Source organism: Paenarthrobacter sp., assembly GCF_031180005.1.
In the GTDB taxonomy this organism is placed as follows: Bacteria; Actinomycetota; Actinomycetes; order Actinomycetales; family Micrococcaceae; genus Arthrobacter.
Window position 1 is genome coordinate 86,334 of the sequence record NZ_JAPSHI010000001.1, and the last position, 25,690, is coordinate 112,023.

Annotated in this window: 26 protein-coding genes; 4 read left to right on the forward strand and 22 right to left on the reverse strand. The window is 60.5% G+C overall.

The annotated features are described in order from the left end of the window. Nucleotides 1-19: 19 nt before the first annotated feature. Nucleotides 20-1,813: a hypothetical protein gene (locus RIF72_RS00410; RefSeq protein ID WP_309072944.1), complete on the reverse strand. Its 1,794-nt coding sequence runs from the start codon at nt 1,811-1,813 to the stop codon at nt 20-22. A gap of 203 nt (nt 1,814-2,016) precedes the next feature. On the opposite strand from RIF72_RS00410, the gene RIF72_RS00415 reads away from it, so the two are divergent. Then, a complete protein-coding gene (locus tag RIF72_RS00415; RefSeq protein WP_309072945.1) occupies nt 2,017-3,324 on the forward strand; it encodes an AI-2E family transporter in 1,308 nt (435 codons plus the stop codon). A gap of 57 nt (nt 3,325-3,381) precedes the next feature. On the opposite strand, the gene RIF72_RS00420 is transcribed toward RIF72_RS00415, so the two are convergent. Then, nucleotides 3,382-4,176, reverse strand: coding sequence for an alpha/beta hydrolase (locus tag RIF72_RS00420; RefSeq protein WP_309072946.1), 795 nt, complete (start codon nt 4,174-4,176; stop codon nt 3,382-3,384). 19 nt (nt 4,177-4,195) lie between these two features. Next, nucleotides 4,196-4,543: an ATP/GTP-binding protein gene (locus tag RIF72_RS00425; RefSeq protein ID WP_309072947.1), complete on the reverse strand. Its 348-nt coding sequence runs from the start codon at nt 4,541-4,543 to the stop codon at nt 4,196-4,198. A 57-nt stretch (nt 4,544-4,600) separates the two neighbouring features. Here RIF72_RS00425 and nucS point away from each other — a divergent pair, with 57 nt between their 5' ends. The 3 genes from nucS to RIF72_RS00440 all read left to right on the forward strand — a co-directional run bounded on the left by nucS (nt 4,601) and on the right by RIF72_RS00440 (nt 7,078). Then, nucleotides 4,601-5,296, forward strand: a complete 696-nt coding sequence (nucS, locus tag RIF72_RS00430) for an endonuclease NucS (RefSeq protein ID WP_309072948.1) — start codon at nt 4,601-4,603, stop codon at nt 5,294-5,296. A gap of 47 nt (nt 5,297-5,343) precedes the next feature. Further along, nucleotides 5,344-6,591: an amidohydrolase family protein gene (locus RIF72_RS00435; RefSeq protein WP_309072949.1), complete on the forward strand. Its 1,248-nt coding sequence runs from the start codon at nt 5,344-5,346 to the stop codon at nt 6,589-6,591. 283 nt (nt 6,592-6,874) lie between these two features. Next, nucleotides 6,875-7,078, forward strand: coding sequence for a cold-shock protein (locus RIF72_RS00440; protein ID WP_017199737.1), 204 nt, complete (start codon nt 6,875-6,877; stop codon nt 7,076-7,078). 178 nt (nt 7,079-7,256) lie between these two features. Here the strand turns inward: RIF72_RS00440 and RIF72_RS00445 are convergent, their stop codons facing one another. The 19 genes from RIF72_RS00445 to prfA all read right to left on the reverse strand — a co-directional run bounded on the left by RIF72_RS00445 (nt 7,257) and on the right by prfA (nt 25,508). After that, complete coding sequence (locus RIF72_RS00445; protein ID WP_309072950.1) at nt 7,257-9,773, reverse strand: DUF2156 domain-containing protein; 2,517 nt, start codon at nt 9,771-9,773, stop codon at nt 7,257-7,259. Further along, nucleotides 9,755-11,053 (reverse strand): alpha/beta hydrolase-fold protein, encoded by a 1,299-nt coding sequence (locus tag RIF72_RS00450; RefSeq protein ID WP_309072951.1) that lies wholly within the window; start codon nt 11,051-11,053, stop codon nt 9,755-9,757. The genes RIF72_RS00445 and RIF72_RS00450 overlap by 19 nt, the downstream gene beginning before the upstream one ends. A gap of 5 nt (nt 11,054-11,058) precedes the next feature. Beyond that, nucleotides 11,059-11,490 (reverse strand): DUF2550 domain-containing protein, encoded by a 432-nt coding sequence (locus RIF72_RS00455; RefSeq protein WP_309072952.1) that lies wholly within the window; start codon nt 11,488-11,490, stop codon nt 11,059-11,061. 10 nt (nt 11,491-11,500) lie between these two features. Further along, entirely contained in the window at nt 11,501-11,785 is a 285-nt protein-coding gene (locus tag RIF72_RS00460) for a F0F1 ATP synthase subunit epsilon (RefSeq protein WP_014922172.1), read from the reverse strand. Between the two features lies 1 nt (nt 11,786). Beyond that, entirely contained in the window at nt 11,787-13,238 is a 1,452-nt protein-coding gene (atpD, locus tag RIF72_RS00465) for a F0F1 ATP synthase subunit beta (RefSeq protein WP_144649785.1), read from the reverse strand. An 84-nt stretch (nt 13,239-13,322) separates the two neighbouring features. After that, the gene (locus RIF72_RS00470; RefSeq protein WP_309072953.1) at nt 13,323-14,213 is read right to left on the reverse strand and encodes a F0F1 ATP synthase subunit gamma; all 891 of its coding nucleotides are present in this window, start codon (nt 14,211-14,213) and stop codon (nt 13,323-13,325) included. Nucleotides 14,214-14,289: 76 nt separating this feature from the next. Then, on the reverse strand, nt 14,290-15,927 hold the full coding sequence (atpA, locus tag RIF72_RS00475; protein ID WP_026005655.1) for a F0F1 ATP synthase subunit alpha: 1,638 nt from the start codon (nt 15,925-15,927) through the stop codon (nt 14,290-14,292). Between the two features lie 85 nt (nt 15,928-16,012). Beyond that, nucleotides 16,013-16,840 carry a F0F1 ATP synthase subunit delta gene (locus RIF72_RS00480; RefSeq protein ID WP_017199731.1) on the reverse strand — a complete coding sequence of 276 codons (828 nt, stop codon included), beginning with the start codon at nt 16,838-16,840 and terminating at the stop codon, nt 16,013-16,015. Then, nucleotides 16,840-17,394 (reverse strand): F0F1 ATP synthase subunit B, encoded by a 555-nt coding sequence (locus RIF72_RS00485; RefSeq protein WP_309072954.1) that lies wholly within the window; start codon nt 17,392-17,394, stop codon nt 16,840-16,842. Before RIF72_RS00485 ends, RIF72_RS00480 begins: the two co-directional genes overlap by 1 nt. 56 nt (nt 17,395-17,450) lie before the next feature. Beyond that, nucleotides 17,451-17,654, reverse strand: coding sequence for an ATP synthase F0 subunit C (gene atpE, locus RIF72_RS00490; protein WP_009356484.1), 204 nt, complete (start codon nt 17,652-17,654; stop codon nt 17,451-17,453). Nucleotides 17,655-17,732: 78 nt separating this feature from the next. Beyond that, complete coding sequence (gene atpB, locus RIF72_RS00495; RefSeq protein WP_309072955.1) at nt 17,733-18,533, reverse strand: F0F1 ATP synthase subunit A; 801 nt, start codon at nt 18,531-18,533, stop codon at nt 17,733-17,735. A gap of 81 nt (nt 18,534-18,614) precedes the next feature. Continuing rightward, the gene (locus RIF72_RS00500; protein ID WP_309072956.1) at nt 18,615-18,950 is read right to left on the reverse strand and encodes a hypothetical protein; all 336 of its coding nucleotides are present in this window, start codon (nt 18,948-18,950) and stop codon (nt 18,615-18,617) included. Then, nucleotides 18,937-19,428 carry a hypothetical protein gene (locus RIF72_RS00505; protein WP_309072957.1) on the reverse strand — a complete coding sequence of 164 codons (492 nt, stop codon included), beginning with the start codon at nt 19,426-19,428 and terminating at the stop codon, nt 18,937-18,939. Before RIF72_RS00505 ends, RIF72_RS00500 begins: the two co-directional genes overlap by 14 nt. 119 nt (nt 19,429-19,547) lie before the next feature. Beyond that, a complete protein-coding gene (locus tag RIF72_RS00510) occupies nt 19,548-20,660 on the reverse strand; it encodes an MraY family glycosyltransferase (RefSeq protein ID WP_309072958.1) in 1,113 nt (370 codons plus the stop codon). A gap of 279 nt (nt 20,661-20,939) precedes the next feature. Then, nucleotides 20,940-21,896 carry a glycosyltransferase gene (locus RIF72_RS00515; protein WP_309072959.1) on the reverse strand — a complete coding sequence of 319 codons (957 nt, stop codon included), beginning with the start codon at nt 21,894-21,896 and terminating at the stop codon, nt 20,940-20,942. Then, entirely contained in the window at nt 21,897-22,682 is a 786-nt protein-coding gene (locus RIF72_RS00520) for a WecB/TagA/CpsF family glycosyltransferase (RefSeq protein WP_309072960.1), read from the reverse strand. It abuts the gene before it with no gap. Next, a complete protein-coding gene (locus RIF72_RS00525; RefSeq protein WP_309072961.1) occupies nt 22,679-23,515 on the reverse strand; it encodes an L-threonylcarbamoyladenylate synthase in 837 nt (278 codons plus the stop codon). The genes RIF72_RS00520 and RIF72_RS00525 overlap by 4 nt, the downstream gene beginning before the upstream one ends. 12 nt (nt 23,516-23,527) lie before the next feature. Continuing rightward, nucleotides 23,528-24,400, reverse strand: coding sequence for a peptide chain release factor N(5)-glutamine methyltransferase (gene prmC / locus RIF72_RS00530; RefSeq protein WP_309072962.1), 873 nt, complete (start codon nt 24,398-24,400; stop codon nt 23,528-23,530). 34 nt (nt 24,401-24,434) lie between these two features. Next, nucleotides 24,435-25,508, reverse strand: coding sequence for a peptide chain release factor 1 (gene prfA, locus RIF72_RS00535; RefSeq protein WP_309072963.1), 1,074 nt, complete (start codon nt 25,506-25,508; stop codon nt 24,435-24,437). Between the last annotated feature and the right edge of the window lie 182 nt (nt 25,509-25,690).

The following is a 25,690-nucleotide window of genomic DNA, read 5'->3' on the forward strand; positions in this document are numbered from 1 at the left end:
GCCCTGCCATGGGTATGCGCTACTTGAAGCTGGCCCCCACCAGGCCGCGGGTAGCTGCGACGAGCTTCATGGGGTCGGCAGAGCCTGCCGGGGGAATGTACACGGCCACGGATTCGGCGAAGTTCAGAACCATGCCTGTAGTAGTTTCCTTTCCACCGGCAAAGACTGCGGAATCGTCTTCAAGCACAAGCTTGTCACCTGCCGCCTTGGGCGTGCCTTCAAAAGCGAAATCCAAACGCCCCACAACCACGGCGCCACCATCAGCTGTCCGCAGCACTACAGTCTGGTTGGTGACCGGCGTGTGCGTGAACTTGAAGTTTGCGCTGGTTCCGTTCTTCACCGTGTCCGCCTGGTAGGCCAGTGCCCCTGCGATGTAAGGGGAAGACTGCCCATCGGCCAACTTGCTCCGGTTGGGCGACTCGGGGTTCGTCAGCATTTCACTCAGGATTTCCAAGGCCTCATTGCCGCTGTAGGCCAGGCCAGTGCTGTCACTCGCCGGCACAGGCTCGGTTCCAGTGCGCGGAACGGGGAACGAGGGGAAGTTGGTGCCGGGCTGTAGCGGCGCGCTGCCCCACAACTTGTAGTTTTCACGAGGCGAAAGCTGCACGAGGGTCAGGACCTGCGGCACCACGTTACCCTCACCCTGGGTGAGGGCGAAGACGGTTCGGGGCCAGTCGCGCTTGGTGCTGATAACGCTGCTCTGAAGCTTGGTGGCGCGGACCGGCATACGCGGCTCGTAGGCAGACACTGCAGACCGGATCTTGTAGTTCTGAGTCCGGATCTGGAGTTCCATCTTGTCTACGCGCGGAGCCAACTTTGCCGCGTCCTTAGCGGCGTCCGCTGCATCCACGGTGCTCGCTACCTGCTCAAGGATCCGCTGCAGTTGGGACTCAAGCATGACGGGCGTGGCCGCCTCGGCGTCGGGTGCAGTTGAGGAGGTTTGGGTGGCCTCGGGGGTCGCGGTGGCTTGGGCAGCGACTGCCGTCCCTCCGACCAGGACGGCTGCCAAGGTAGCCGCGAGGGCCGTGATGCGGAGGGCCGGACCTTCGGTGCCGGCACCAGGACCACGGCCTTTGTCAGCGATAGGCGACTGAACGGTCGACGACTTAGCGGTTGACGGCTTTTCCGTAGAGGACTGCACCGGGAGCGTGGTGGTCTCTCCGCCGTCGCGCGGCTCGTCGTCGTCGTGCTTACGGCGGTTACTGAGCGCTTTGGCGACGAACGGCAGCGCCGCTCCGATCAGGATGATGATGATGCCCAAGACAATCAGCGGCACTGCCCAGGGAGTGGTGGCGCTGTTCGGGAACGTCATGGAAATCGACGACGGCGCAGGCTGGGTACCGTCGCCGGCTACCAGAAGGGACCATTCACCATCCGCGGGAGGGTTCCAGGTATAGTCCAGATCGCCGCTGGCGTTTTCGGTGCTGACCCACAAATCGGATCCAGCCGGAGAAGGCGCCGTGGCCTCGCCGTCGACAGAGGACACCTCCAGCGACTTCTGGTCCGCCGAGACACCGGTCAACGTGGTGTGGGCAGTCTCGCCAACCCAGGCTTGGACATCGTCCGGGCGCCCCGTGGCGACAATGAAGTTGCCCTCACCCTGGATCTTGATCTTCACCGGCCCGTCATGGAGGGCGATCAACTCTTGGTCGATCACGGTCAGCGGGGCAGCTTTGGTATCGCTGGGAACCGAAGCCGTCACGGTCTCGGAGGGGGCCCAAAAAGTCAGCTGGCCAATGCCGGCCAGCATCGTCAGCAGGCCCAGCAGCACCAGCAAGGCTGCAGTCTTCAAACGCACAGGATCACCTATCATCAGCGGTCGTTGAACTTCAAGGGTAACCGTTTTGTTATCAGAGAGTCAGATCGAGGTGATCTCCCCGACATCCCGAAAAGCCCGCCACCGCGCCTCTGCAGCGCTATTTCGCGATCCTGATAGTGTGGCGATGATCATGATATCCGGGCCTTCCAACGCCTAAGTCCACCCTTTACCACCACTGAAAAGGCAGCTAAAACCGCGTGAAAGACCACATGGAGTCCCGTCCCGCCGATGAGCCAGGGTCAAGTTCGGTGGATACGCCTTCGGAGGGCACAGCCGCGACGGTTCCGGCTGCTACGGTTCCGGTCCGCACCGGACGCCTCGCTGCCATCAGCCGCAGGCTGAGGCAACCCATCCCCGGCGCCCGGACCCGCGTTCGTTTCGAGATGCCCCCCGAAACTGAATCGGATGATGGCGGCAAAGGCTTCCGGCCCGAGGACGACCATGGTTTCGGTGCCCCCGGCCCGAGGATGTCATCCCAGCACCCTGTATATGTCGGATTCATGGGTACCGCGGGCGTCGGCATTGCCTTGGCCGTGTTCTACATTGCCAGCAACACCACCCAACTCATTTTGTGGATTGTTGCCGCACTGTTCATCGCCCTCGGGCTTGATCCCGTGGTCCGCTGGCTTGAAGGTCGAAAAGTCCCCCGTCCCGCCGGGATCCTCATATCCGTCTCAGCGCTTGTGCTCGCGGTGGCCGGATTCTTTGCGACGCTGATTCCCACCATCGTCGAACAGGTGTCGGAAATCGTCCGCCAAGCGCCGGAGTGGATCCGCAGCTTCCTCGACTCGGATTTCTTCCGCAACGCAGACAGCCAATTTGGCGTGCGTGACCGCATAACCACAGAGTTGGACAAGTTCGTCAAGGATCCCGAAGCGATGGGTGGAATCTTCGGTGGTGTGGTCGGTTTCGGTTCCACGGTCGCCAACGGCCTGTTCGGTTCCCTGATCGTCCTGGTCCTCAGCCTCTACTTCCTGGCGGCCTTGCCGTCCATGAAGAAGTGGGCTTACCGCCTTGCTCCCCGATCCCGCCGTCCACGTGTTGAAGCGCTCTCCGAAGCGATCACCGACTCCGTGGGCAACTACGTCATAGGCCAGGTCTGCGTCGCCCTTCTGAACGCCATTTTTGCCTTCATCCTGATGACCATCCTGGGCATCCCCTTCAGCGTCCTGCTTGCCTTCGTTGTTGCCCTGCTGGCCTTCATTCCCCTGGTAGGCGGCATGATCGCCGCTGTTGTGGTCATCCTGGTAGCACTCACCGCGGGCTGGCAGACAGCCGTGATCTACGCGATCGCCTACTTCGCCTACCTGCAGTTCGAGGCGTACTTCATCTCACCGCGCATCATGCAGCGCGCCGTAGCGGTGCCCGGGGCCGTCGCAGTGATTTCGGTGATTGCCGGTGGCAGCCTGCTCGGCGTGCTTGGCGCACTGATCGCCATTCCGACTGCGGCAGCGATCATGCTGCTGATCAAGGAAGTGTTCATCGTCCGCCAGGACAGGCACTAATCTCCGGCATTCCGACCAGGCTAGGCATTCCGACCAGGCTAGGCACTCGCGACCGGGCTAGGCACTCGCGACCGGCCCCGCCCACTCACGTGGCAGGCCGTCCACTCCGGCACCTGCCGCAGTGACGTCGTCGACGATTTCATCCAAGACGCGGGCCGCGTACTTCTCACCCACCCACAGGTGTTTTGCCCCGTCGACGCCGATTAGCCGCGCCTGCGGAACAAGACTGAACCGTCGGGCTGCTTCGGCAGGCTGCAGGTAGTCGTCGTGCTCTGGCACCAGCACCGTCAACGGCTTCCCGGAGGCCGCCCACTCCTTGAGGTGCACGTCCGTGGCACGGTGCAAGGGAGGGGACAGCAGTACAGCACCTTCGATCTGCGCCGCCACGGGCTCCACCGCCCCGTACATAAGGGCCAGCTCGGTGCCGAAGGACCACCCGACGAGCCAGCGGTTCGGGAGCCCGCGTTCCACGGCGAAACGGACGGCAGCTTCGACGTCGTAGCGCTCACCAATGCCTTCCTCGAACTGGCCGTCGCTGCTGCCCCGCGGTGATGCCGTGCCCCGTGTGTTGAAGCGCAGGACTGCAACTCCCGCCAGCGCGGGCAGCCGGTAGGAGGCCTTGCGGTATACGTGGGAATCCATGAATCCACCGTGAGTGGGCAGCGGGTGGAGCGTGATCAGCGTGGCGGCTATTTCCCCTGATGCTGGGATCGCGAGCTCGCCCAGCAAGACCTTGCCGTCCTCGGTGGTGAACTCCACATTCTCCCGCAGGGCGGGGAGGACCGTGGAAGCACGAATTTCCGTTGGCGCGTCCTGCGCGGTGAAAACGAACGAGGCGGGATCGAAAGTCATGCAATCAAGCCTAAGGGAATCAGCGGTAGCGGTACGTCCTGCCCGTCCAGCAGTTGGTGTGCCAGTGCCTTCGTTCCGCCAAGCCCGCGGCTTGCCCGAAGAGGTGACTGTCGGACCACACCACCAAGTGGGCTATACCCGGCAGTATCGCGGTGGAGCAACCAGGGCAGATGTATTGCTTTTCCGCCTTCTTGGCAGTCATGGTCCGCACCATCCAGTCGCCGTCCGGCGCACTTTCGCGCCGCGCAATACCACCGCGCGCCCGCTCAAGGTCAAGCTCCGGCGTCGGTTCTGTCCATTTGCTTCCACCGGCGTTGCCGGAGCGTGTGCTGGACGCGTTGCGACGAGGACGGTTGGAGCGGGGCATGCTTCCATTCTGCCCCAGCCATCCTGTTGTAGATGGTGAGACGGTAATGTGGGGCGGGTGCGACTCGTCATAGCCCGTTGTTCTGTTGATTACGTTGGCCGCCTTAAGGCCCATCTTCCCCTCGCTACCCGGCTCCTGCTGGTCAAAGCGGATGGTTCGGTGTTGGTGCATTCCGACGGCGGTTCCTATAAGCCGCTGAACTGGATGAGCCCCCCTGCGACCCTTCGGGTGACCTCGCCGGAGGAAACCGAAGTAGAGGAAGGCGTGGTGGAACAGTGGACCGTCCAGTCCTCTAAAACAGATGATCGCCTCATCATCAACATCTACGAGCAATTACACGACACCTCGCACGAGCTCGGCACTGATCCGGGCCTGATTAAGGACGGCGTCGAAGCAGACCTTCAACGGCTGTTGGCCGAGCAAATCGAGCTTCTTGGGTCCGGTTACTCCCTCATACGTCGCGAGTACTTCACCGCTATCGGCCCTGTGGATATCCTGGCGAGGGATGCTGACGGCGCCACAGTGGCCATTGAGCTGAAACGCCGCGGTGACATCGACGGCGTCGAACAGCTAACGAGGTATCTCGAACTGCTCAACCGTGACCCCCTGCTCGCCCCCGTGCGGGGCATTTTCGCCGCCCAACAGATAAAGCCCCAAGCGAAGGTACTGGCCAACGACCGCGGAATAGATTGCGTCACGCTCGATTATGACGCCATGCGCGGTGTGGATGACAGCGAGTCACGGCTCTTCTGAGTTTCCTCCTTCGGGAGACTGTGCCGCAGGCCACTAGAATCAGAACTATGACTGCTGCATCCCCTTTTCCCTCTTCCTCCGCTCCGAGCCATCAGATCATCAGAGGAACGCTTGTCAGCGACGGCGAGGTGGTGGAAGATGGCCTGGTTGCCGTCGACGGGGATCGAATTGCTTACGCGGGGCCGGCCACAGGTTTCGATCCCGAAGACTTCGAAGGTTTTCAGAGCGCAATCCGCTTAGGGGTCCCCAGCGGCAGCTACCTTTTCCCTGGACTCGTGGACGTCCACTGCCATGGCGGCAACGGTGGCGATTTCCCTGGCGGCGAAGAAGCCTCGGCACGCAGGGCGGTGGAATTCCTGCATCGATCAGGAACCACCACCTTCCTGGCAAGCATGGTCACAGCTCCCAAGACCGATTTGCTTCGGGGCATCGAGCTTTACGTGAAGCTCGTGGACGAAGGCCTTGTGGCCGGCATCCACCTTGAAGGTCCTTTCCTTTCCCATGCCAGATGCGGAGCCCAGAATCCGGATTACCTGCTGGAACCCGACCTGGAGCTCATGGACGAGCTGGTGGGCGCTGCCGCAGGTAAACTCGCCACCATGACTTACGCCCCGGAGCTTCCGGGCGCAGCAGCCTTGGTGGACCTGATGACTTCCCATGGAGTCACACCATCATTGGGTCACACGGACTGCGACGACGCCACAGCCGCCGCGTCCCTGGCTGCGGCCCGAGAGGGACTCGAGTCAGCAGGTTTCGACGGCGTCAGTTCGCTCCCCACGGTCACGCACCTTTTCAATGGAATGCCTCCCCTGCATCACCGCGCTCCTGGTCCCGTTGCAGCCTGCCTGCGCATGGCCCAGGAAGGAAAGGCAGTTGTTGAACTCATCGCTGACGGAACGCATCTGGACCCCAGCACCGTGGCCACCGTCTTCCAGTTAGTGGGAGCGGGCAACATCGTGCTGGTTACGGATTCCATGGCGGCGGCAGGACTGTCCGACGGCAAGTACATGCTTGGCCCGTCGCCGGTTACCGTCAGCGATGGCGTGGCCACACTGGATGCCACCGGCTCCATCGCCGGAGGCACCGCCACTCTCCTGGAAGTCGTGAGGAAAACTGTGGCAGCCGGCGTCGCGCTTCCCGACGCGATTTGCTCGGCGACTGCGGTCCCGGCCGCCGTCCTGGGACTTTCAGACGAAATAGGCGGGCTCCGACGGGGTCTGCGGGCCGATGTCGTTGTAACCAACGAGGATCTGGAACTGACAGGCGTAATGCGCAATGGCCAGTGGCTGTCTTAGTTGTACTGGAAAAGGACACTGTGAATTGCAGAAGGCGGCGTTACCTTCTTTTTACCGAAAATTTTCCTGAATTGCCCAGAACACCGTTGACCTCCGGCAGAGCTCATGAAAGTGTTGTAGCAGTCTTTGTGTAGGTGGTTTTCATGCTCGCAAGACCAGTTGCGAGCGTGAAGCTCCTGCGAATCAACCAAGCCCCGGCTTGCGCGGTATTCAGGTCTTCTCGCGGAGTAACAAACCCGGTACGAGGTGTATCGGACTGATGTTCCACAATGAGGAGAAATACATGGCACTGGGAACCGTCAAGTGGTTCAACGCTGAAAAGGGCTTCGGCTTCATCACCCCGGATGATGCGGATGGGGACGTTTTTGTTCACTACTCCGAGATCCAGACCGGTGGCTTCAAGACCCTCGATGAGAACCAGCGCGTTCAGTTCGAGATCGGTCAGGGAGCCAAGGGCCCCCAGGCAACCGGCGTTACGGTCGTCTAGTCTCACCCGTTGATCTCTGCTTGTTGCAGATACAACAAACACGTTGACCCTGGCTTTCGAGCCGGGGTCAACGTGCCTTAACCTAAAGAATGCCAGCCGCAATAAACGGCTTGTCAACAAGGACTGTTACTAACCCTGAAGAAATACCAAAAGGGTACTTCGGATAAGTGTTGACAATTCAACCAACCAAACTTCGGAGCAGCCGCGCGGAATGCCTGACTGACAATCCCGGAAGATAGGCCCTGCTGAGCGCACGCCCAATTGCAGGAAGATGCAAGGGGTCTTGGTAATACATGTACAACGTTCTGTACTCGGGCTTGAACCTCGACTTAAAGGACGCCAGCGACCTGAATCCGTAAACAGGTTCCAAGGCGCGCCCCACCACCTCCAGTAGTCCTGCCAGGCCTTTGGCCCGCTGCTCGATTTCGCCCTTCTCCCGGGCCAAAGGCGAACCGGACAAGGAAATCAGCTCCACCGAATCCCGCAGGTGCAAAACGGCCGAAGCTATCAGGAACTCCATGACCCCCGGGAAAGCGTCGCCCCGGCGCCGCATGAAGTCCAGTGTCCAACTGACAATCGCATCGTCCTCATAGACCGGAAGCCAACTCGTGACTCCATAGACAAAGCCGTTGTCGTCAAAAGCGACGCAGCACAGGACGTCGTCGTCATCCAACTCGTCCAAGCCGCCCATGGTGAAGCCCATTTCCGGGATCTTTTTCTGGGCTGCCCACTCCTCGGAAACCTCACTCACTTGGGCACGCACTCCGTGTGGGAGTTCAGAGTACCGGCCCCAGCTTGCTCTGATCCCCATCTTCGCGGCACGGTTCAGGGATGTTCTGACGTTCTGCCACTCCTTGCCTTTGAACTCCAAGCCCCTGATCCGCAGGCGTGTCTCTTGGGCCACGGAAACCCGGCGGAATCCGCGCGATTGCAGCATCGGCCAGAGTTCGTCCGTGCAGGAGTAGAGGCATGGCGTCAGCGCATGCTGCGAGCAGTACTCCAGGAAACCTTCGGCGGTTGCCGCGTGATGCTGCCGCGCTCCGAAGGGACCGGCCAGCGTCAACGCCACGTGGCTGTGCTGCTGGTAGGCCACTCCCCCGGTACCGTCAGGAGCGAACCAGTATTTGTTCGGCTCCCAAAGGGCCATCCATGACAATGAATCTCCGCCCCGTTTCACCAGGGCACGTGCATGCTGACGCGCCTGACGGTCAAGTCCACCCGTGTGGTGTCCGCGGATCAGCAGCACCCATACGCCAATCAAGGCAACAAGCCAAAACAACGTGCCGGAGTAGGAAAAGAGGAAGACTTCAAGCACATCACGCTCGGCGAAAACCTTGCGGTAAACGCCGGGAAGGGGGACGGGGAGATACTGCCTGGCGAGCTCAGCCACCAAACCCAACACACCGCCGTCGCGAGCCACGCCGCCGGAAGCCAGCCATACCGCGGCGTAAGCCAAGCCCAGCCCTCCCCCAGTCACGCCGACAACCCAGAACACCTTCCGGCGGAGGTGGTCGGAGGTCACCACCCGGAAGTGGCCCCGATAAGCGAACAGGAGGAGCGCCAAAGCCAACGGGATCAGAACAAGCGGAATGATGTGAACCACAGCCGTATTGAGCATCCCCACATGTGGGCGTCCTGACGGCTGCGTCATGCCGGCAAAAAGGCCAAGATAGATCGTGGACAAAACGACCACCACCAGCTGCACGCCGATGGCAATTCCCAACGCGAGCCGGCGTCCGCGCCTCATGCCGTCAGCACAAATCAAGAGCAGGACAACCGGCACCACGGCCAGGGCCAAACCGAACGGCCCTGTGTAACCCTGGCGTGCAATTTCAAGGCAAGCGACATCGATAGTTCCCCCGCAGTTGCCTTCAAGCTGGCTCAGGGTGGGTAACGGGTTGAGGATTACGTCCCGCAACAGGGCCAACGGCCCCGATGGACTCTTGGCTGCCGCCGTCACGATGGGACCCACGGCGAAAATTGCCATTGTCAGTGCCAGGAGGTTCCGGATTTCACGGCTGGTTGACCTATGAAGGTGGAGGTGGCCTTGGCTGCTTTGCATCCACCAACCAGCGAGCAAGCCAATCAGCGCGCCAAGGAAGCCAACCACCGTCTCAGCGTGTCCTACATAGAGCACCAGCAGCAGGGAAATCGAAAGCAGCACTGTGCGCAGGCGACGCTGCCACAACGTGGGCAGGAGCGCACTCGCGGCCAAGGCCGTAGCAAGAACCGCCCCGTAGGGTCCGATCAGCCGAATGTCAGCCATCACGGAAAGCCACCCATCATCGACGTACTGCGCCACCTGGGTCACCAAGAGGAAAGCCGAAATACAGCAGAACTGGCTGCCGAAGAACACTCCAGCCGTGTTAAGGGAGCCCAACTGCCGCTCTGCCAGTCCGAGCAGGAACAAGATCATGAGGACGGCAGTGGCATAGGCCAACGGATTGGTCGTGAAGAACAGGGACGTCCAGATGGACCACCACTCCCCCGAGCGCAGCCCTTCCAGGGACACACTGGCCACCGCAAGCCAGGGCCGGGGTGGGCCGGTCAGGAAACTCCCGGATACCAACGACAGGCCCACAAAAACGGCAAGAACGAGCAGAGTGAACGGCGTTGACCGGAGATGCCGGACAGCCCGCCCCAGCGCAGGCTTGACCACACCTTGCAGGGTAAGGCTCACCGCGCCAACTCCCACCTGGTAGCTAGGAAGTCGAGTCCGCCGGGCATTCCGCGAATCACCGCATCCCAGGAGTGACCGGCCTGGGGAATGGAATGTTCTTCGGTGTCAAAACCAGCGTTCCGTGCCGCATCAGCAAGCTCATGCATGTAGTCAGTAAACTCGTGGTCAGCCTCACCCGAAACCAGATACACCCCGCTGCCGGCGAAGTTGCGCTGCTGCATCAACACCAGAGGCGTCCGGGATTCGAAAGCTTCAACATCGCCGTCGAACGAATCCGAAATCGTCTTACTTCGATCCTTGGCCAGGGCAGGTTCCCTCTCTGCGGCGAAAGGCAGAATGGAGGGGAAGAGATCCGGGTGCAAGGTTCCCATTTGCATGGCGCACGTGCCGCCAAAAGAGAAACCGCCAACAGCCCACTGCTGATGATCGGTCGCTACATCCAGAGTTTGAGTTATCCAGGCCGGCACATCCTTGGAAAGATAGGTGTCCACCGAGGCGATGTTGCTGTCCATGCACATGGTGTTGGCGTTGGCTGATCCGTTGGGGTCGACCACCACTGTGACAGGGGCAATTCCGTGATGATTTTCAGCGAACTGGTCCAGCAGGGAACGGAGCTGGCCACCGGTCAACCAGTCCGCCGGACCACCCGGCTGACCGGCGAAGAGCACCAGCACGGGCAGGGTTGGACGGGATGCCGTCTGATAGGCGGGTGGCAAATACACGTACGCTTCCCGTGCGTCGAAACCGGAGGCTGCACCGGGAATGTCCGCTTTCCGCAGGATCCCGTTTCGAGGCATTGAGCCCGGGGCTTTCCATGCAGAGGGGGCAGGACCGGGCTTTGTATCCGGGGTACGTTTGAGGCTCGCTTCGAGTGGCTGTATACGCGCCACCGCAGTACCCAGCAGGTCCGAGACCGTGTTGTTCAGGCCGAAATAGAGATTGATCTGGACCACGCACAAGAGCACAACGCCGAGCATCGCCACCACACTGAGTGAGCGGCCGCGCCAGGAACTTCGGGGGAAGCGCGCAGCGCACAGGAGAAGGGCTGCGACAGCGGGCACCGCCCACACCAGAGTCTGAAAGGGCAGGTTTTCCGAGAACGTGGCCATAAGGTCCACCAGGATCCAGTGAATCAGCGCCACGACACCAACGGCCAGCAGCAGGCTGCCCGCGACGAGCAGCGGCCAGGAACGGCGTCGCCGCCAAAGAAGGTAGGCCCCTCCGGCCGCGCCACAGGCGATGCTCAACCAGAGGAATGGCCCATCTACCAGACTGACGTCCGAAAGAAGGTCCATGGTGCCTAGCGCCAGGTTCCGACGCCGATAACCGGCCCTGCTTCAAGCCAGGAAGACAGTCCAGCGTAGGCGTCAAAATTCATGGCGAGCATGAACTTCTTGCCTTCATACTGCAGTTCAACCACCACGACGCCGGGCTGTATCCTGACGAGCTCTTCTTCCGTCGGCTGGCGGCGGCCAAGCAATTCAAGCGAGCTGCGCGTGAACTTGTGCTTGGGCATGACGCTGAGGGACATCAAGCGGAACCACTCCAGCTCGTTGTCCTGATAACGACAAACCCCCATCTGCCAGCTGTTTCCAGCCATGCAAATGGAGGCGTCGACCGTGCCCAGGGCGCGCCGCAGATTGAAACGGCGCACCCCGAAAAGGCACAGTGAAATGATCAGCAACGTAAACGCTGTTGCCAGGGCGATGAACGGAATAAGGGAATCGTCCATCAAGGTCGTGCTATCGGATCCCCGCTGTAGCCGCTTCGCCCAATTTGGCGTTGTCAGCAACAATGACCACGCGATCGTTGTCGACGGAGAAGAATCCACCGTCAACAACTACTGCAATGCGATCACCGGAAACCGGCTGGATTGCCAGCTCGCCCGCGGCCATGATGGCCAGAAGGGGCGAGTGGCCCGGCAGGATTCCGATTTCACCATCGCTGGTGCGGGCCTTCACCATCTTGGCCGCGCCGGACCACACGAAGTGGTCCGCTGCGACAATCTCAACCTCGAGCTCAGCCATGCTACTTGGTCTGTTCCTGGATCTTGGCCCAGTTACGCTCGACGTCATCCAGACCGCCGACGTTGAAGAACGCCTGCTCTGCGATGTGGTCAAGCTCGCCGTCGCAGATGGCAGTGAAACCCTCCACGGTGTCCTTGATGGACACGGTGGAGCCCTCGACGCCGGTGAACTGCTTGGCGGTGTACGTGTTCTGGGAAAGGAACTGCTGGATACGACGTGCACGTGACACGACGATCTTGTCCTCTTCAGAAAGTTCGTCAACACCGAGGATCGCGATGATGTCCTGGAGTTCCTTGTTCTTCTGCAGGATCTGCTTGACACGGACAGCCGTGTTGTAGTGATCCTTGCCGATGTACTGGGGATCCAGAATACGGGAGGTGGATGTCAGCGGGTCAACGGCCGGGTACAAACCACGGGAGGCGATTTCACGGGAAAGTTCCGTGGTCGCGTCGAGGTGTGCGAAGGTCGTTGCCGGAGCCGGGTCGGTGTAGTCGTCAGCAGGCACGTAGATTGCCTGCATCGAAGTGATGGAGTGACCCTTGGTGGAGGTGATGCGCTCCTGGAGCAGACCCATCTCGTCAGCAAGGTTGGGCTGGTAGCCCACAGCGGACGGCATACGGCCGAGCAGCGTGGAAACTTCCGATCCTGCCTGCGTGAAGCGGAAGATGTTGTCGATGAAGAGCAACACGTCCTGGTTCTGAACATCACGGAAGTACTCCGCCATGGTCAGGGCAGACAGTGCAACGCGGAGACGCGTTCCCGGCGGCTCATCCATCTGGCCGAAGACAAGGGCGGTGTCCTTAAGAACGCCTGCCTCTTCCATTTCAACCCAGAGGTCGTTGCCTTCACGGGTACGCTCGCCAACACCGGCGAATACGGAAGTACCACCGAAGTTGCGGGCAACACGGGTGATCATTTCCTGAATCAGAACGGTCTTGCCAACGCCGGCGCCGCCGAACAGGCCAATCTTTCCACCCTTGATGTACGGGGTGAGAAGGTCGATGACCTTGATGCCGGTCTCGAGCATCTCCGTGGAGCCCTCAAGGGACGCGAAGGCCGGAGCCTTGCGGTGGATCGGCCAGTAGGCGTCTGCCTTGATCTCCGACTCTTCGACGTCCAGCGGCTTGCCGAGAACGTTGAAGATGTGGCCCTTGACGCCGTCGCCGACAGGCACGGAGATGGGAGCGCCGGAATCCTGCACGGTGGTACCGCGGACCAGGCCGTCGGTAGCCTGCAGGGAGATGGCGCGAACGAGGTTGTCACCCAGGTGTTGGGAAGTCTCGAACGTGATCGTTTTCGTCTGGCCGTTGAGAGTGATCTCAGTGGTCAGAGCGTTGTAAATCGAGGGGATTGCGTCAGCCGGGAATTCGACGTCGACAACCGGACCAATAACACGGGCAATGCGGCCGGTAGCACCGGCCGTAGCTACGTGTTCGGTAGCAGTGGCAGTCATCTCTCTCACTTCACTCAGTAGATGGCGTGGATTTAAGTTTATCTGTTTGGTGCAGGTGCGGCTTCGAGCCGAATCCGGTGGAGGCTAGGACGCGAGGGCGTCTGCGCCGGCCACGATTTCGGAAAGCTCCTGCGTAATCTCGGCCTGGCGGGCCGTGTTGCGAAGGCGCGTGTACTTCTTGATCAAGTCGGTTGCGTTGTCACCGGCCGACTTCATAGCGCGCTGGCGGGCTGCGAGCTCGGAAGCTGCGGCCTGCAGCATGGCTGCGAAGATGCGGGACTCGATGTAACGCGGCAGCAATGCGTCAAGCACTTGCTCTGTTTCCGGCTCAAACTCATACAACGGCAACAGCTCGGATTCCGAGGCTGCTTCCTCTTCGACGACCTCCAACGGGAGCAAACGGATAACCGTCGGCTCCTGCGTCACCATGGACTTGAAGCGGGTGTAGACAACGTGGATCTCGTCCACGCCACCCTCTTCAAATTCAGTGGAGAAGTCTTCAAGAAGTGCAGCTCCGACTTCCTGCGCGGTTTCGAATTCCGGTGCGTCCGTGCCACCGGTCCATACGCGGGCGTAGGACCGGTTGCGGAAATCGAAGTACGCCTGCGCCTTGCGGCCAACCAGGTACGCCTTGACTTCCTTGCCTTCTGCGTGAAGAAGCTCGGTGAGACCTTCAGCCTGCTTGAGCACGCTCGCGGAGTAGGATCCTGCAAGGCCGCGGTCCGATGTGATGATCAGGACTGCGGCGCGGCGGATCTGCTCCGGCTCGGTGGTCAGCGGGTGGTCGATTTCGCTCTGACTTGCGACAGCAGAAACGGCGCGGGTAATCGCGTTCGCGTAAGGCAGTGAAGCTGCTACGCGGGCGCGGGCCTTACCGATGCGCGAGGTAGCGATCAGTTCCATCGCCTTGAAGATCTTGCGCATCGACGTCGTCGAGCTGATCTTCTGACGGTAGACCCGAATCTGGGCTCCCATACTTATCCTTTCCTATGTTCCCGATGTGCTGTCCTGCCGGGGCCCTTGCGGACCCCGGCAGGACAAGTAATCGGAACTAGCGCTTCTGCTTGACGATCTTTTCCTGGTCGACGTCGCCGCCGGAGATCGCTGCGTGCTCTTCGTGGCCGGCACCAACCAGGTGGTTGTCGCCTTCGCCGAAGAAGCCCTTCTTGAAGGAAACAATGGCTTCCTTCAAAGCTGCAGCGGTGTCGTCATCCAGGACGTTGGTCTGCGCCAGCGTGGTCAGGATGGAGGACTGGTGCTTAAGGTGCTCCAGGAACTCGGACTCGAAACGGCTGATGTCTTCAACCGGAACGTCGTCCAGGTAACCGTTGGTGCCGGCCCAGATGGAAACAACCTGGTTCTCAACCGGGAACGGAGAGTACTGGCCCTGCTTCAGCAGTTCCATCAGGCGTGCACCACGGGTCAGCTGCTGACGGGAAGCAGCGTCCAGGTCAGAGGCGAACATGGCGAATGCCTGCATATCGCGGTACTGGGCCAAGTCCAGCTTCAAGGTACCGGAGACCTTCTTCATGGACTTGACCTGTGCGGCACCACCAACGCGGGAGACAGACACACCAACGTCAACAGCCGGACGCTGGTTGGCGTTGAAGAGGTCCGACTGGAGGAAGATCTGGCCATCGGTAATGGAGATCACGTTGGTCGGGATGTAGGCAGAGACGTCGTTTGCCTTGGTCTCGACGATCGGAAGACCGGTCATCGAGCCGGCACCGAGCTCGTCGGAGAGCTTGGCACAACGCTCCAGCAGGCGGGAGTGCAAGTAGAAAACGTCACCCGGGTATGCTTCGCGTCCCGGCGGACGGCGCAGCAGCAGGGACACGGCGCGGTAGGCTTCGGCCTGCTTGGACAGGTCATCGAAGATCACCAGGACGTGCTTGCCGCCGTACATCCAGTGCTGGCCGATGGCCGAACCTGCATACGGTGCCAAGTACTTGAAGCCGGCGGGGTCAGATGCCGGGGACGCCACGATGGTGGTGTACTCCAGCGCGCCGTGATCCTCGAGGGTCTGACGCACGGCTGCGATGGTGGAAGCCTTCTGGCCAACACCTACGTAGACGCAACGTACCTGCTTGGTGACATCTCCCGAAGCCCAGTTGGCCTTCTGGTTGATGATGGTGTCCACGGCGATGGCAGTCTTGCCGGTCTGGCGGTCACCAATGATCAGCTGACGCTGGCCACGGCCGATCGGAATCATGGCGTCGATAGCCTTGAGGCCGGTCTGCATCGGTTCGTGAACCGACTTGCGTTCGGTAACGCCAGGAGCCTGAAGTTCCAGTGCACGGGTGGCTTCGGCCTTGATCTCGCCGAGGTCATCGATGGGCTGGCCCAAGGGGTCGACAACGCGCCCCAGGAAGGCATCGCCAACCGGAACGGACAGGATCTCACCGGTACGGTGAACTTCCTGGCCTTCTTCAATACCGGTGAAGTCACCGAGGATAATGACACCGATCTCGCGGACGTCAAGGTTCTGGGCCAGGCCCAGCGTGCCATCTTCGAAGCGAAGCAGCTCGTTCGCCATGACCGAGGGAAGACCCTCAACACGGGCGATGCCGTCACTTGCGGTGGTCACACGACCAACCTCTACGCGCTCTGCGTTACCGGGTTCGTAGGACGCCGCGAACTCGTTCAACGCATTACGGACGTCGTCGGCGTTGATGGTCAATTCGGCCATCTGCAGTCCCTGCTCTCCTGTTTTCGTGATCATCGTTGCTCACGATGACCGGGTTTTATATCAGTTAAGTTGTGCTTTGTCTTCGCTAGCCAGCGAGCTGGCGGCGGAGCTCGGACAGGCGGGCGATGACCGAAGCATCAAGCACTTCGTCACCCACCTGGACGCGAATACCACCGATCAGTGCGGGGTCAACATTGACGTTGACCTTCAGTTCGCGGCCGTACAGGGCGTCAAGCCCGGCCTGCAGGCGGCTGGCCTGCGTTTCCGTCAACGGACGGGTAACGCTGACAGTTGCAATCCAGCGCTGCTGGCGCTTGGCTGCAAGCTTGGCGAATGACTCGACGAGCTTGCTCGGCTTGACACCGCGTGGCTGCGTAACTGCCTGGCGGATGAGAACCTTTGCTTCCTCGCTGCTGCCAGGAACAAGTTTCTCGGCCAGTGCAATCTTCGCCGCAGGAGATGCCTGCGGTTCAGACAGAGCACGTTGTACTTCGTGGCTGGAGGCGACGGCCTGGTTGAAAGCAAACAGATCGTTTTCCAGCTCTTCCAGCCCCGTGATACCGGAGGCAGAAACGGCCGACTTGTTTTCAGCTACGGCAATGACAACCGTGGCGGCAAGCGTCTCGAGTGCATCGCCGATATCACGGGCCGATGCCCAGCGTGAGCTGGCCAATCCGCCTGCAATTTCAGCAGCATCAGCGGAGACTTTTCCGCCAACCAGCTGCTTGACCAGCGCCGACTTCTCGTCACCGGAACGGGACGGGTCAGTCAGGGCGCGGCGCAAGCCAGCCGAGCTGTCCACCGTTCCCAGGATTCCGAAGAGGTCCTTAGCCAACTGCAGCGAGGCGAAGGGAAGCTTGGCTTCCAGCTGCGCCAGCGCTGTGGTCAGCGATTCGCTCGATATACCTGCCATTACTTAGCTGCACCTGCGCTCTGGGTCTCCAGATCTGCAAGGAAACGGTCCACAACACGTGCGGCGCGCTGGTCGTCGGTGAGTGCTTCCCCAACGATGCGGCCAGCCAGTGTGGTGGCCAAGGTGCCAACCTCGGAACGAAGCGAGACAACAGCTGCCTGGCGCTCCGACTCGATGGCAGCGTGTGCCTGCTCGGTGATGCGTGCAGACTCCGCTGCAGCCTTTGCCTTCAGGTCCGCGAGGATCTGGGCGCCTTCGGCGCGTGCCTCTTCGCGGATTCGGTTGGCTTCGGCACGGGCATCAGTGAGCTGCTGCTTGTACTCTTCAAGCGCCGCAGAAGCTTCCGCCTGGGCCTGTTCGGCCTTTGCAATGCCACCTTCGATTGCTTCGGCGCGCTCTGCGAAGGTCTTCTCGAACATCGGGACAACAAACTTGACCACGATGTACATGAGGACCGCAAAGCCGGCGAGGACAACGCCCATTTCCCAGGGGTTGGGAAGGAGCGGATTGACCTCTTCGCCCTCAGTGGCGGCTGAGATGATCAGCTGATTCATATTTCACCCGTCCTATCTACTCGGTTGCGGAATTCGCTTTGTTCTGAAGCCGAAGACTAGAGAACGAAAGCGAAGACGAGGCCGAGGATGGCGAGAGCTTCGGTCAGTGCCAGACCAAGGAACGCGATCGGCTGCAGCACACGCTGAGCTTCCGGCTGACGAGCAACACCGTTGATGTAAGCCGCGAATACGAGACCCACACCGATACCACCGCCGATTGCGGACAGACCGTAACCTACGAGGTTGAGATTGCCTTCCATTTTTTTCCTTTCAAGATGCCACCCATGTGGCAGGTTGTTTGGTTTACTTCAATCCCCATCAGGGGAAGTTTTGGGAGCCTAGTGGCTGTCGGCGTGCAGGGCGCCTTCGATGTAGATCGCGGTCAACAGAGTGAACACGTATGCCTGCAGGGCCATGATCAAAGCTTCGAGCATGTACATGGCGATGGCGCCTACCAGGACCAGGACCGAGGTTCCCTTGAGCAGGATGTTCTCCTGCATTACCAGGTACTCGATGCCGGAGCCGGCAAGCATCACGATCAAGTGGCCAGCCAGCATGGTTGCGAACAGACGGAGGCTGTGCGTGACGGGCCGGACCAGGAAGTTGGAGATGATCTCGATCGGAACAACGATCGGGAGGATGTACCACGGCACGCCGGAGGGAACCGTGGCGAGCTTGAAGTACTTCAGGCCGTTCTTCTTGATGCCGATGATGATCCAGGTGAAGTACACGATGCCGGCCAGCACATAGGCGCCGCCAACATGTGAGAAGCTCGGGAGCTGGATCAGCGGGATAGCACCATAGATGTTGTTCACCAGAATGAAGAAGAACAAGCTGAACAGCAGCGGGACGTACTTCATGAAGTCCTTGCCGCCGATGATGTCCTTGGCGATGCTGTTGCGGACGAAGCCGTAGGCCATTTCGCCTGCGAACTGCAGCTTGCCGGGAACCAGCTGCTGCTTACGAGCAGCGAGGATGAAGAATGTAGCGATAATGACGACCGAAAGGATCACCAGCAACATCTGCTTGGAGAAGCCATCGTACGCACCCCAAGGCAGGATTGCCGGCAGGTGCATTTCGTCGATTCCGGGTGGGGTGAATGACCCCGAATCCTGGGCGGGGAGCGCAAGCGCGATCAACGCGTTTCCTCTCTGCTGTGTCCATCATTGGGCATTGGTTGGAATCCGGACGCGTTGGACGCATCTGTAATCCATGTGAAATTATTTGGCATTACTGTCCCCGTCCGTGGACGGACCGCTGTCTGCGTTGCTCTCGCCAGAAGAGGAGCTTTGCCTGGTGAGGCCGTGCATATGGGAAAGATAGAACCCTCCTGCGGCTCCCAGCAGAGCGCCAAGGAGCACAATCCAGCGGGTCCCCCACAGATTATCCAGGCCCCAGCCTATCAAACTCCAGACAATGATCCCGCCAATGATATAGCTGAAGACAGCGATGCCGGCGTTGTATCCGCCGTCGTTTCCGGCTTCGGCAGATTCATTGTGGTTGGCAGTTTGCCGGGCATTGGCAGCCGGGCGTGAATAACGCTTACGCGGAGACATCCGGGCCACCCTTCGGTTCTGCGGGATCGTTGTAGATCTGGAGACGGGCCTTGCTGAACGCGTAGATCTCCGCGGCCTGCCAGAAGACGACTGAAACAACCGCCCCAATGAGGAACCACCGGCCTTGGAGCCAGTCCGGCTTATCAAGTACAAACAGCACTACGGCGAATCCGATGACTTTGATGAAGTAAGTCGCAACAAAGAGTCCGATTGCACCGGAAGGATTGTTCCGGCCTACGAAATGGCCAATCAGGAGACTGATGCCAAAGAACAGCATAACCAGCATGGCACCGAGTGCAGCCGAGAGTGCGCTCTGCCCGCCAGCCACGACGGTCGCAATGACGCAGGTGACGGAAGTGGCCGCCAGAGCAGCAAGGGCGCTGAAATAAAGCAGCCGGAGCCAGAGGTTGGTTGTCTCACCGGAAACTCCAACACCACGTTTACCGGACGGGCGTCCGGTTTCGGCGTTGGATGTCATGGGGATACCAATCCTCGTGGCACAGGTGCCATATTCTCAAAGTGGGGTTACGGGCGAGTGACTGTCCGCAGAAAGAATTCTACATGAGATAGAACTGTGACCATAACCGGCCGTCACATCTACTCCCCCGGCCGCGTCGAGTTCCGGGTGAAGTAGGGCCATGCCGTCACGGCGGCCATGACGAGCGCTGCGGCAATGACCACGATGAGCACGATTTGCCACGGGAACACGGCAAAGGCGACGCCGCCGAACGCAAGAATGCAGGTCCACACATAAAGCATGACGACGGCGCTGCGGTGCGAGTATCCGAGGTCCACCAGCTTGTGGTGGAGGTGCCCCCGGTCAGCCGACCAGGGCGATTGACCCCTGGCTGTCCTGCGGACAACGGCCATCCCCAAATCAAGGAGGGGAAGGGACAACACCGCGAAGGGCAGCAAGATGGGAACGATGGTGGGGATACCGTTGGCGCGGTCGTAGAGACCGGAGCTGATCTGTCCCGTGGCTACAACGCCGGCGGAAGCCATCAGCAAGCCAATAAGCATGGCTCCCGAGTCGCCCATAAAGATCTTTGCCGGAAACCAGTTGTGTGGCAGGAATCCGATGCAGCTGCCCACGAGGATGGCCATCAGGAGCGTCGCGAGGTCTGAGTTGTCAGTGGATGGGTTGTTCCTGTGAACCCAATAGGCGGTGAGGAAGAACGCTCCCCCGCCAATGATGGCGACTCCGGCTGCCAGTCCGTCCAGTCCGTCGATGAAGTTGACGGCATTCATGGTGGTGACAATGAGTCCGGCGGTAAGCACAATCTGGACTGCTTCGGATTCAAGGAAGATCGGCTCCGGGATAAAGGGCACCACAGACATCCGCACACCCCAGATAGCCACGATGAAGGCTGCTGCTGCCTGGCCCAGGAGCTTGATCCACCAGCGGATGTCGAGGATGTCGTCGGCGACTCCCACCGCGACGATCACAACGGCACCAGCGAGAATTCCCCAGGGAGCATCGTTGTGTCTGAAGATGTCCTTGACGAAGAAGGAATTGCTCGCAACCACCAACGCAGCGAAGAAGCCCACAAAGATGCCAAGGCCGCCGAGTTTGGAGATCAGGGCTGAATGCATGTCGCGGCTACGGATGGGTTGGTACAAGCGCAGCTTGTTTCCCACGACCCGCGCACCCCACGTCCCGGCATACGAAACAACTGCAGCGGTGAGGGCCATCAGCATGTACATAATCATGACGCGGCCCCGAACGGAAGCCTGCACACCACAGGGGAAGAACGGATCATCGAATGCAGCCGGCGGGTTTGAATGCCGTCTGGTTGTGGGCAGCTCAAGGTGTGGAATTCTGTCTTTGGATAAATGGAACTACTCCGTCGCCATGCCTGCACCGGCTGTGCCGAATGTTGCGGGATTTCTGTGGACTCTAGTCACGATACTAATGCCAATGGCCGTGACCACCCTGTGATGCAGCCGCCAAGCTCCACCGTGTTTTGGTGGGGCTTGGCGGCGTAGATGCTACCTGACGGGCTCTTGGACGTTACGCAATACGTAGATCCCTTCGAGCACCTGGGCATTGGAGCGCGGAGCTTTCAGGCTGTGCCGCAGGCCCTTCAAAAGCCCGGCGAACAGCACCTTGCGATTTGGAGAGGCGGCAATCGTGCGGGTCCAGTTGCGCAGCGAAGCGCCGGTAAACAGGATCTTTTCCCACGGCGCCAGGGCATTCGATCTGGTATAAACCCAGAGCTTGTTCCGCACTTCGTAGTAGAAGCGCGGGCCGGGATCCGCTCCAGCATCACCAAAGACCTTCGTGTGGTGGTTGGCCACCGATGCGTCGGTAGTCAGTGCGATCCCGCGGCGGGAAATCCTCGCGGTGTATTCAAGGTCATCATTCCAGATGAAGTAGTCGGCAATCGGCAGGCCATGCTGTTTAATTTCTTCAGCACGTATCAGCACCGACACGAAGGAAGCACTCCGGATCTGGGTAGCCCCCAGACGGGCAGCAACGCTGCGCTCGGCCTCGCTCGCTCCCATCCGCGGCCGCATACGGTTCATTGGGTGGTCGCGGCCGTCAGTCCACACAACACGGCTTGCGATGAAGGCCGGGGCCTCTCCCGTTTCCTGCAGGTAGGACTCAGAGACGTCCAATGCTTCATGAAGGGCATTCGGCTGCGGTTCCGTATCGTCGTCCATGATCCACACGTGGTCAGCCCCGTGATCCAGTACGGCCCGTTCCATCCCGACAACGAACCCACCGGCACCGCCAACGTTCACGTTCAAGGTGACCACATCAGTGGTCACCGGGCTTTGGTACTGCTGGAGGAACTCTGCGGTTCCGTCCGTCGAAGCGTTGTCAACGATGACCACGGCGTCCGGTACCCGGGTACCTGCAACAATGCCCTCCAAAGTCGTCTGGAGGAGTGCACGCCGGTTATAGGTCACTACAACAGCGACCACGACAGGGTGGGACGTCATTTACTTGCCTTTGGTCTTGGATGGTTGGAAACGGCGCCGAATCAGCAGGCCTGCCAGCTTCCAAGGTTCAACGAAAACTCTGTAGGCCACGCGGCCTGGGTGAAGGACGAGCCGCCATGCCCATTCGAGCCCCAAGCGCCCAAGCCAGCGTGGCGCCAGTCTTTGGATGCCCGCGACTTGTTCAATGGCACCGCCGACGGCGCAATAAAGGGCAGAGGGCAACTGCGGGAGCGCGCGATGAAGGACTGTTTCCTGCAACGGCATCCCAAGTCCGAGCAGGACCAGTTGCGGACGGAAATCGGTCAGCCAGTTTACAACCGCGTCCTCAAGGGCGCTGTCCCACCCCTCACCAGGCATTCCATCCACCGTGGCACCGGGAATGATGGAGCGCAGCCGGGCAACTGCTTTGGTATTGGCGACCCGTCCGGCACCGACTACGGCGACACGTTTCAGACCGCTGACCTTACCCAGCTCCGGGATCCAGTCCATGGAACCGAGCCGGTAGGCCATGGTTCCCTCACCCAGCGCCTGGAGTTGATGCTTGTGGGCGAGTCCCCAAAGCATCGCAACGGGAGCACCGTCCAGTAGGACGATCGAACTGTCGTCGTACACGGAACGGACGTCCGGGCGAGAATGAAGCAACGTAATGCTGTGAAGATTATGCCCAAGGACTGTGGCTGTTGTCCCGGCTGCGATAAGCCCGCCCATCGCTTGCATTAGCTCATCGACGCGCATCGGAGTGGCGTCGACGTCAAGGACGGGGACGCGTTGGCGCTCCGGGATCATTCGGGCTTGGCTTCGCTTGAGGCCTCTGGCTTCACTGATTCCGGGGTTGAATCCACGACGGCGGCCTCAACGGCACGCACGTCGTCGGCAACAGCGTCGTCGGCAACAGCGTCGTCGGCAACAGCGTCGTCGGCAACAGTAGTTCCTGCGTCAGGCGCCTCCGCAGGAGTGGTTTCACCAATTCCCAGAATCGAGGGAACGATCTCCCGGAGCCGCTCCAACCCTATGGCTCCTTGGCGCACTACCCGGAACGGGGTTGACGTGGCATCAACGATCGTGGAGGGCAGGGCAGCAGTCCCCTTGGTGGGACGGAAGCCGCCTTCAAGGTAGACCTCTACGGACTCTGCCAATTGGAGTCGTGCCTCCGAGGCCGTCTGTGCCGCTTCCTGGCCCGTCCGGTTGGCGGAGGAAACCGCCAACGGACCTGTGAGCCCCAGGAGTTCCAAGGCTATCTGGTCATCGGGCATCCTGAGGGCGACGGTGCCCTTGGTTTCGCCGAGGTCCCAGTCCAAAGACGGCTGCGCATGCAGGATCAGCGTCAGGCCACCAGGCCAGAAGGCCTGTGCCAGCGCCCGGGCATCCGCCGGGACATCAGTAGCCAGCCCGTCAAGGGCGTTGACCCGGGGTATCAGGACCGGAGGCGGCATCTGCCGGCTACGCCCCTTGGAGGCCAGCAACATGGTCACAGCCAACGGCGAAAAGGCATCCGCGGCAATGCCGTAGACGGTGTCCGTCGGCAGCACGATGCACTTCTTTTCGCTGATGGCGCGCTGAGCATGCTGAAGCCCCTCAGTCCGCTGGTCATCGGAAGTGCAGTTATAGGTTGTGGTCACATCGCTATTCTTTCACTCATCAGGAGTCGGGCTTGCCAGGACAGCGCTGGTGGCACGTTCCTTGCCGTTCAGGTCATAGTGCGTGGTGACGTCTTTCCAACGTCCCGTTCGTTGCAGCATGCCGGCGATCCAACCGGCTTGGACTTCCGCATGTTCCATCACGAAGTACCCCCCCGGCTTAAGGAGGCGGGCCGCTGAGGCCGCTGCCGCCGTCGGAAGTTCCATGCCGTCCGCTCCCCCACCGTACAGTGCCTCCGGCGGATCGTGGAGGGCCACTTCCGGCTCTGTCGGGATAGCTTCGGCCGGGACGTACGGCGGGTTGGATACGACGACGTCGAAAGTCCCGTTGTGCGCGGGGAGGGCATCCCGCAGATCGCCCTCAATGAGAATCACGCCCAAGGGCGCAAGGTTCCTGGTGGCCCAGGCATGCGCGAACTTACTGTATTCCACAGCATGGACCTCAGCGCCCGGAACCTCATACGCGATGGAACCGGCGATTGCACCGGATCCGGTGCCAAGGTCCACCACCTTGGGTTTCGGCATTTCAGCGATGTGATCAATGACCAGCTGCACCACCGACTCCGTTTCAGGACGCGGAATGAAGACGCCCGGACCCACCTGTAACGCCAGGTGTCGGAAATATGCGACGCCGGTGATGTGCTGAAGGGGGACGCGAGCAGCGCGTTCCTCCACCAGTTCCCGGTAGCCTTCCGGAGCGGGAGTGTCGCCGAGCAACATGGCACGTAGGCGGCCAAGGCCAACACCTAGCAGGTGTTCGGCAAGTAATTCGGCGTCAACACGCGGGCTGGGCACACCGGCGCCGGATAAGACGGCAGTAGCCTCGCAAACAGCGTCCGCGAGGCTCTGGCCTTGGTGAAACGTCATGGATGAACTCTGCTGTGGTTGTAGTCCGGCCGCGCTATTCGCCGATGGCGTCCAGGCGCGCCTGCTCGTCAGCTTCAATGGCCGACTGGATTACTGGCTCAAGATCGCCGTTCATCACCGCGTCAAGGTTGTACGCCTTGTAGCCGGTACGATGGTCCGCAATACGGTTTTCCGGGAAGTTGTAGGTGCGGATGCGCTCCGAACGGTCCATGGTGCGAATCTGCGACTTGCGCTGTTCGGAGTTGGCGGCGTCAATCTGTTCCTGCTGGTGGGCCAGAAGACGCGCACGGAGAACCCGCATACCGGCTTCACGGTTCTGCAGCTGCGACTTTTCGTTCTGCATGGCCACAACAATGCCCGTAGGCAAGTGGGTAATGCGGACGGCCGAGTCAGTGGTGTTCACGGACTGTCCACCCGGACCGGATGAACGGTAAACATCGATCTTGAGGTCGTTCTGGCTAATCTCAAGTTCTTCGGGCTCATCAACTTCAGGGAGCACCAGCACACCGGCGGCCGACGTGTGGATGCGGCCCTGCGACTCAGTGACGGGAACCCGCTGGACGCGGTGCACGCCGCCTTCAAATTTCAACCGGGCGAAGACTCCCTGTGCAGGATCGTTCGAGTTGCCCTTAATGGCCACGGCAACGTCTTTGTAGCCACCAAGATCGGATTCGGTGGCGGAGATCATTTCAGTCTTCCAGCCCCGCGACTCGGCGTAGCGCATGTACATCCGCAGAAGGTCGCCAGCGAACAGTGCAGCTTCGTCGCCACCTTCGCCGCCCTTGACTTCAAGGATCACGTTGCGGGCATCGTCCGGATCACGAGGGATCAGCAGACGGCGGAGCCGCTCCTGTGCCGCCGGAATCTGCTCCTCCAACTGCACAACTTCTGCAGCGAATTCCGGATCCTCGTCTGCCATCTCTTTGGCAGCTTCCAAGTCATCATTGAGCCCGCGCCATTTGTTGTACGCCTCCACAATGCCCTGAAGCTGAGCAGACCGACGCCCCAACTTCCTGGCAGCGGACTGATCGGCATAAACGGCAGGATCACTCAACTGCGCCTGAATAGCAGCATGCTCATCCAGCAATCCCTGTACGGACTCAAACATTTTCAAACCTCTTTCGACTCGCAGACAAGTCTAGTTGCGACGATTGGTGTCTTAACGACCAACCGCTCAAATAAGCCGGCCAGCGAAGGTGACGGCAACGCCCAAGGTGACCTGACCGCCGTCGAGTAATTTTGCCGGCCCGCGACAGGCGAGCCGAAAACGGAACGAGCCGCTGGTTCTGC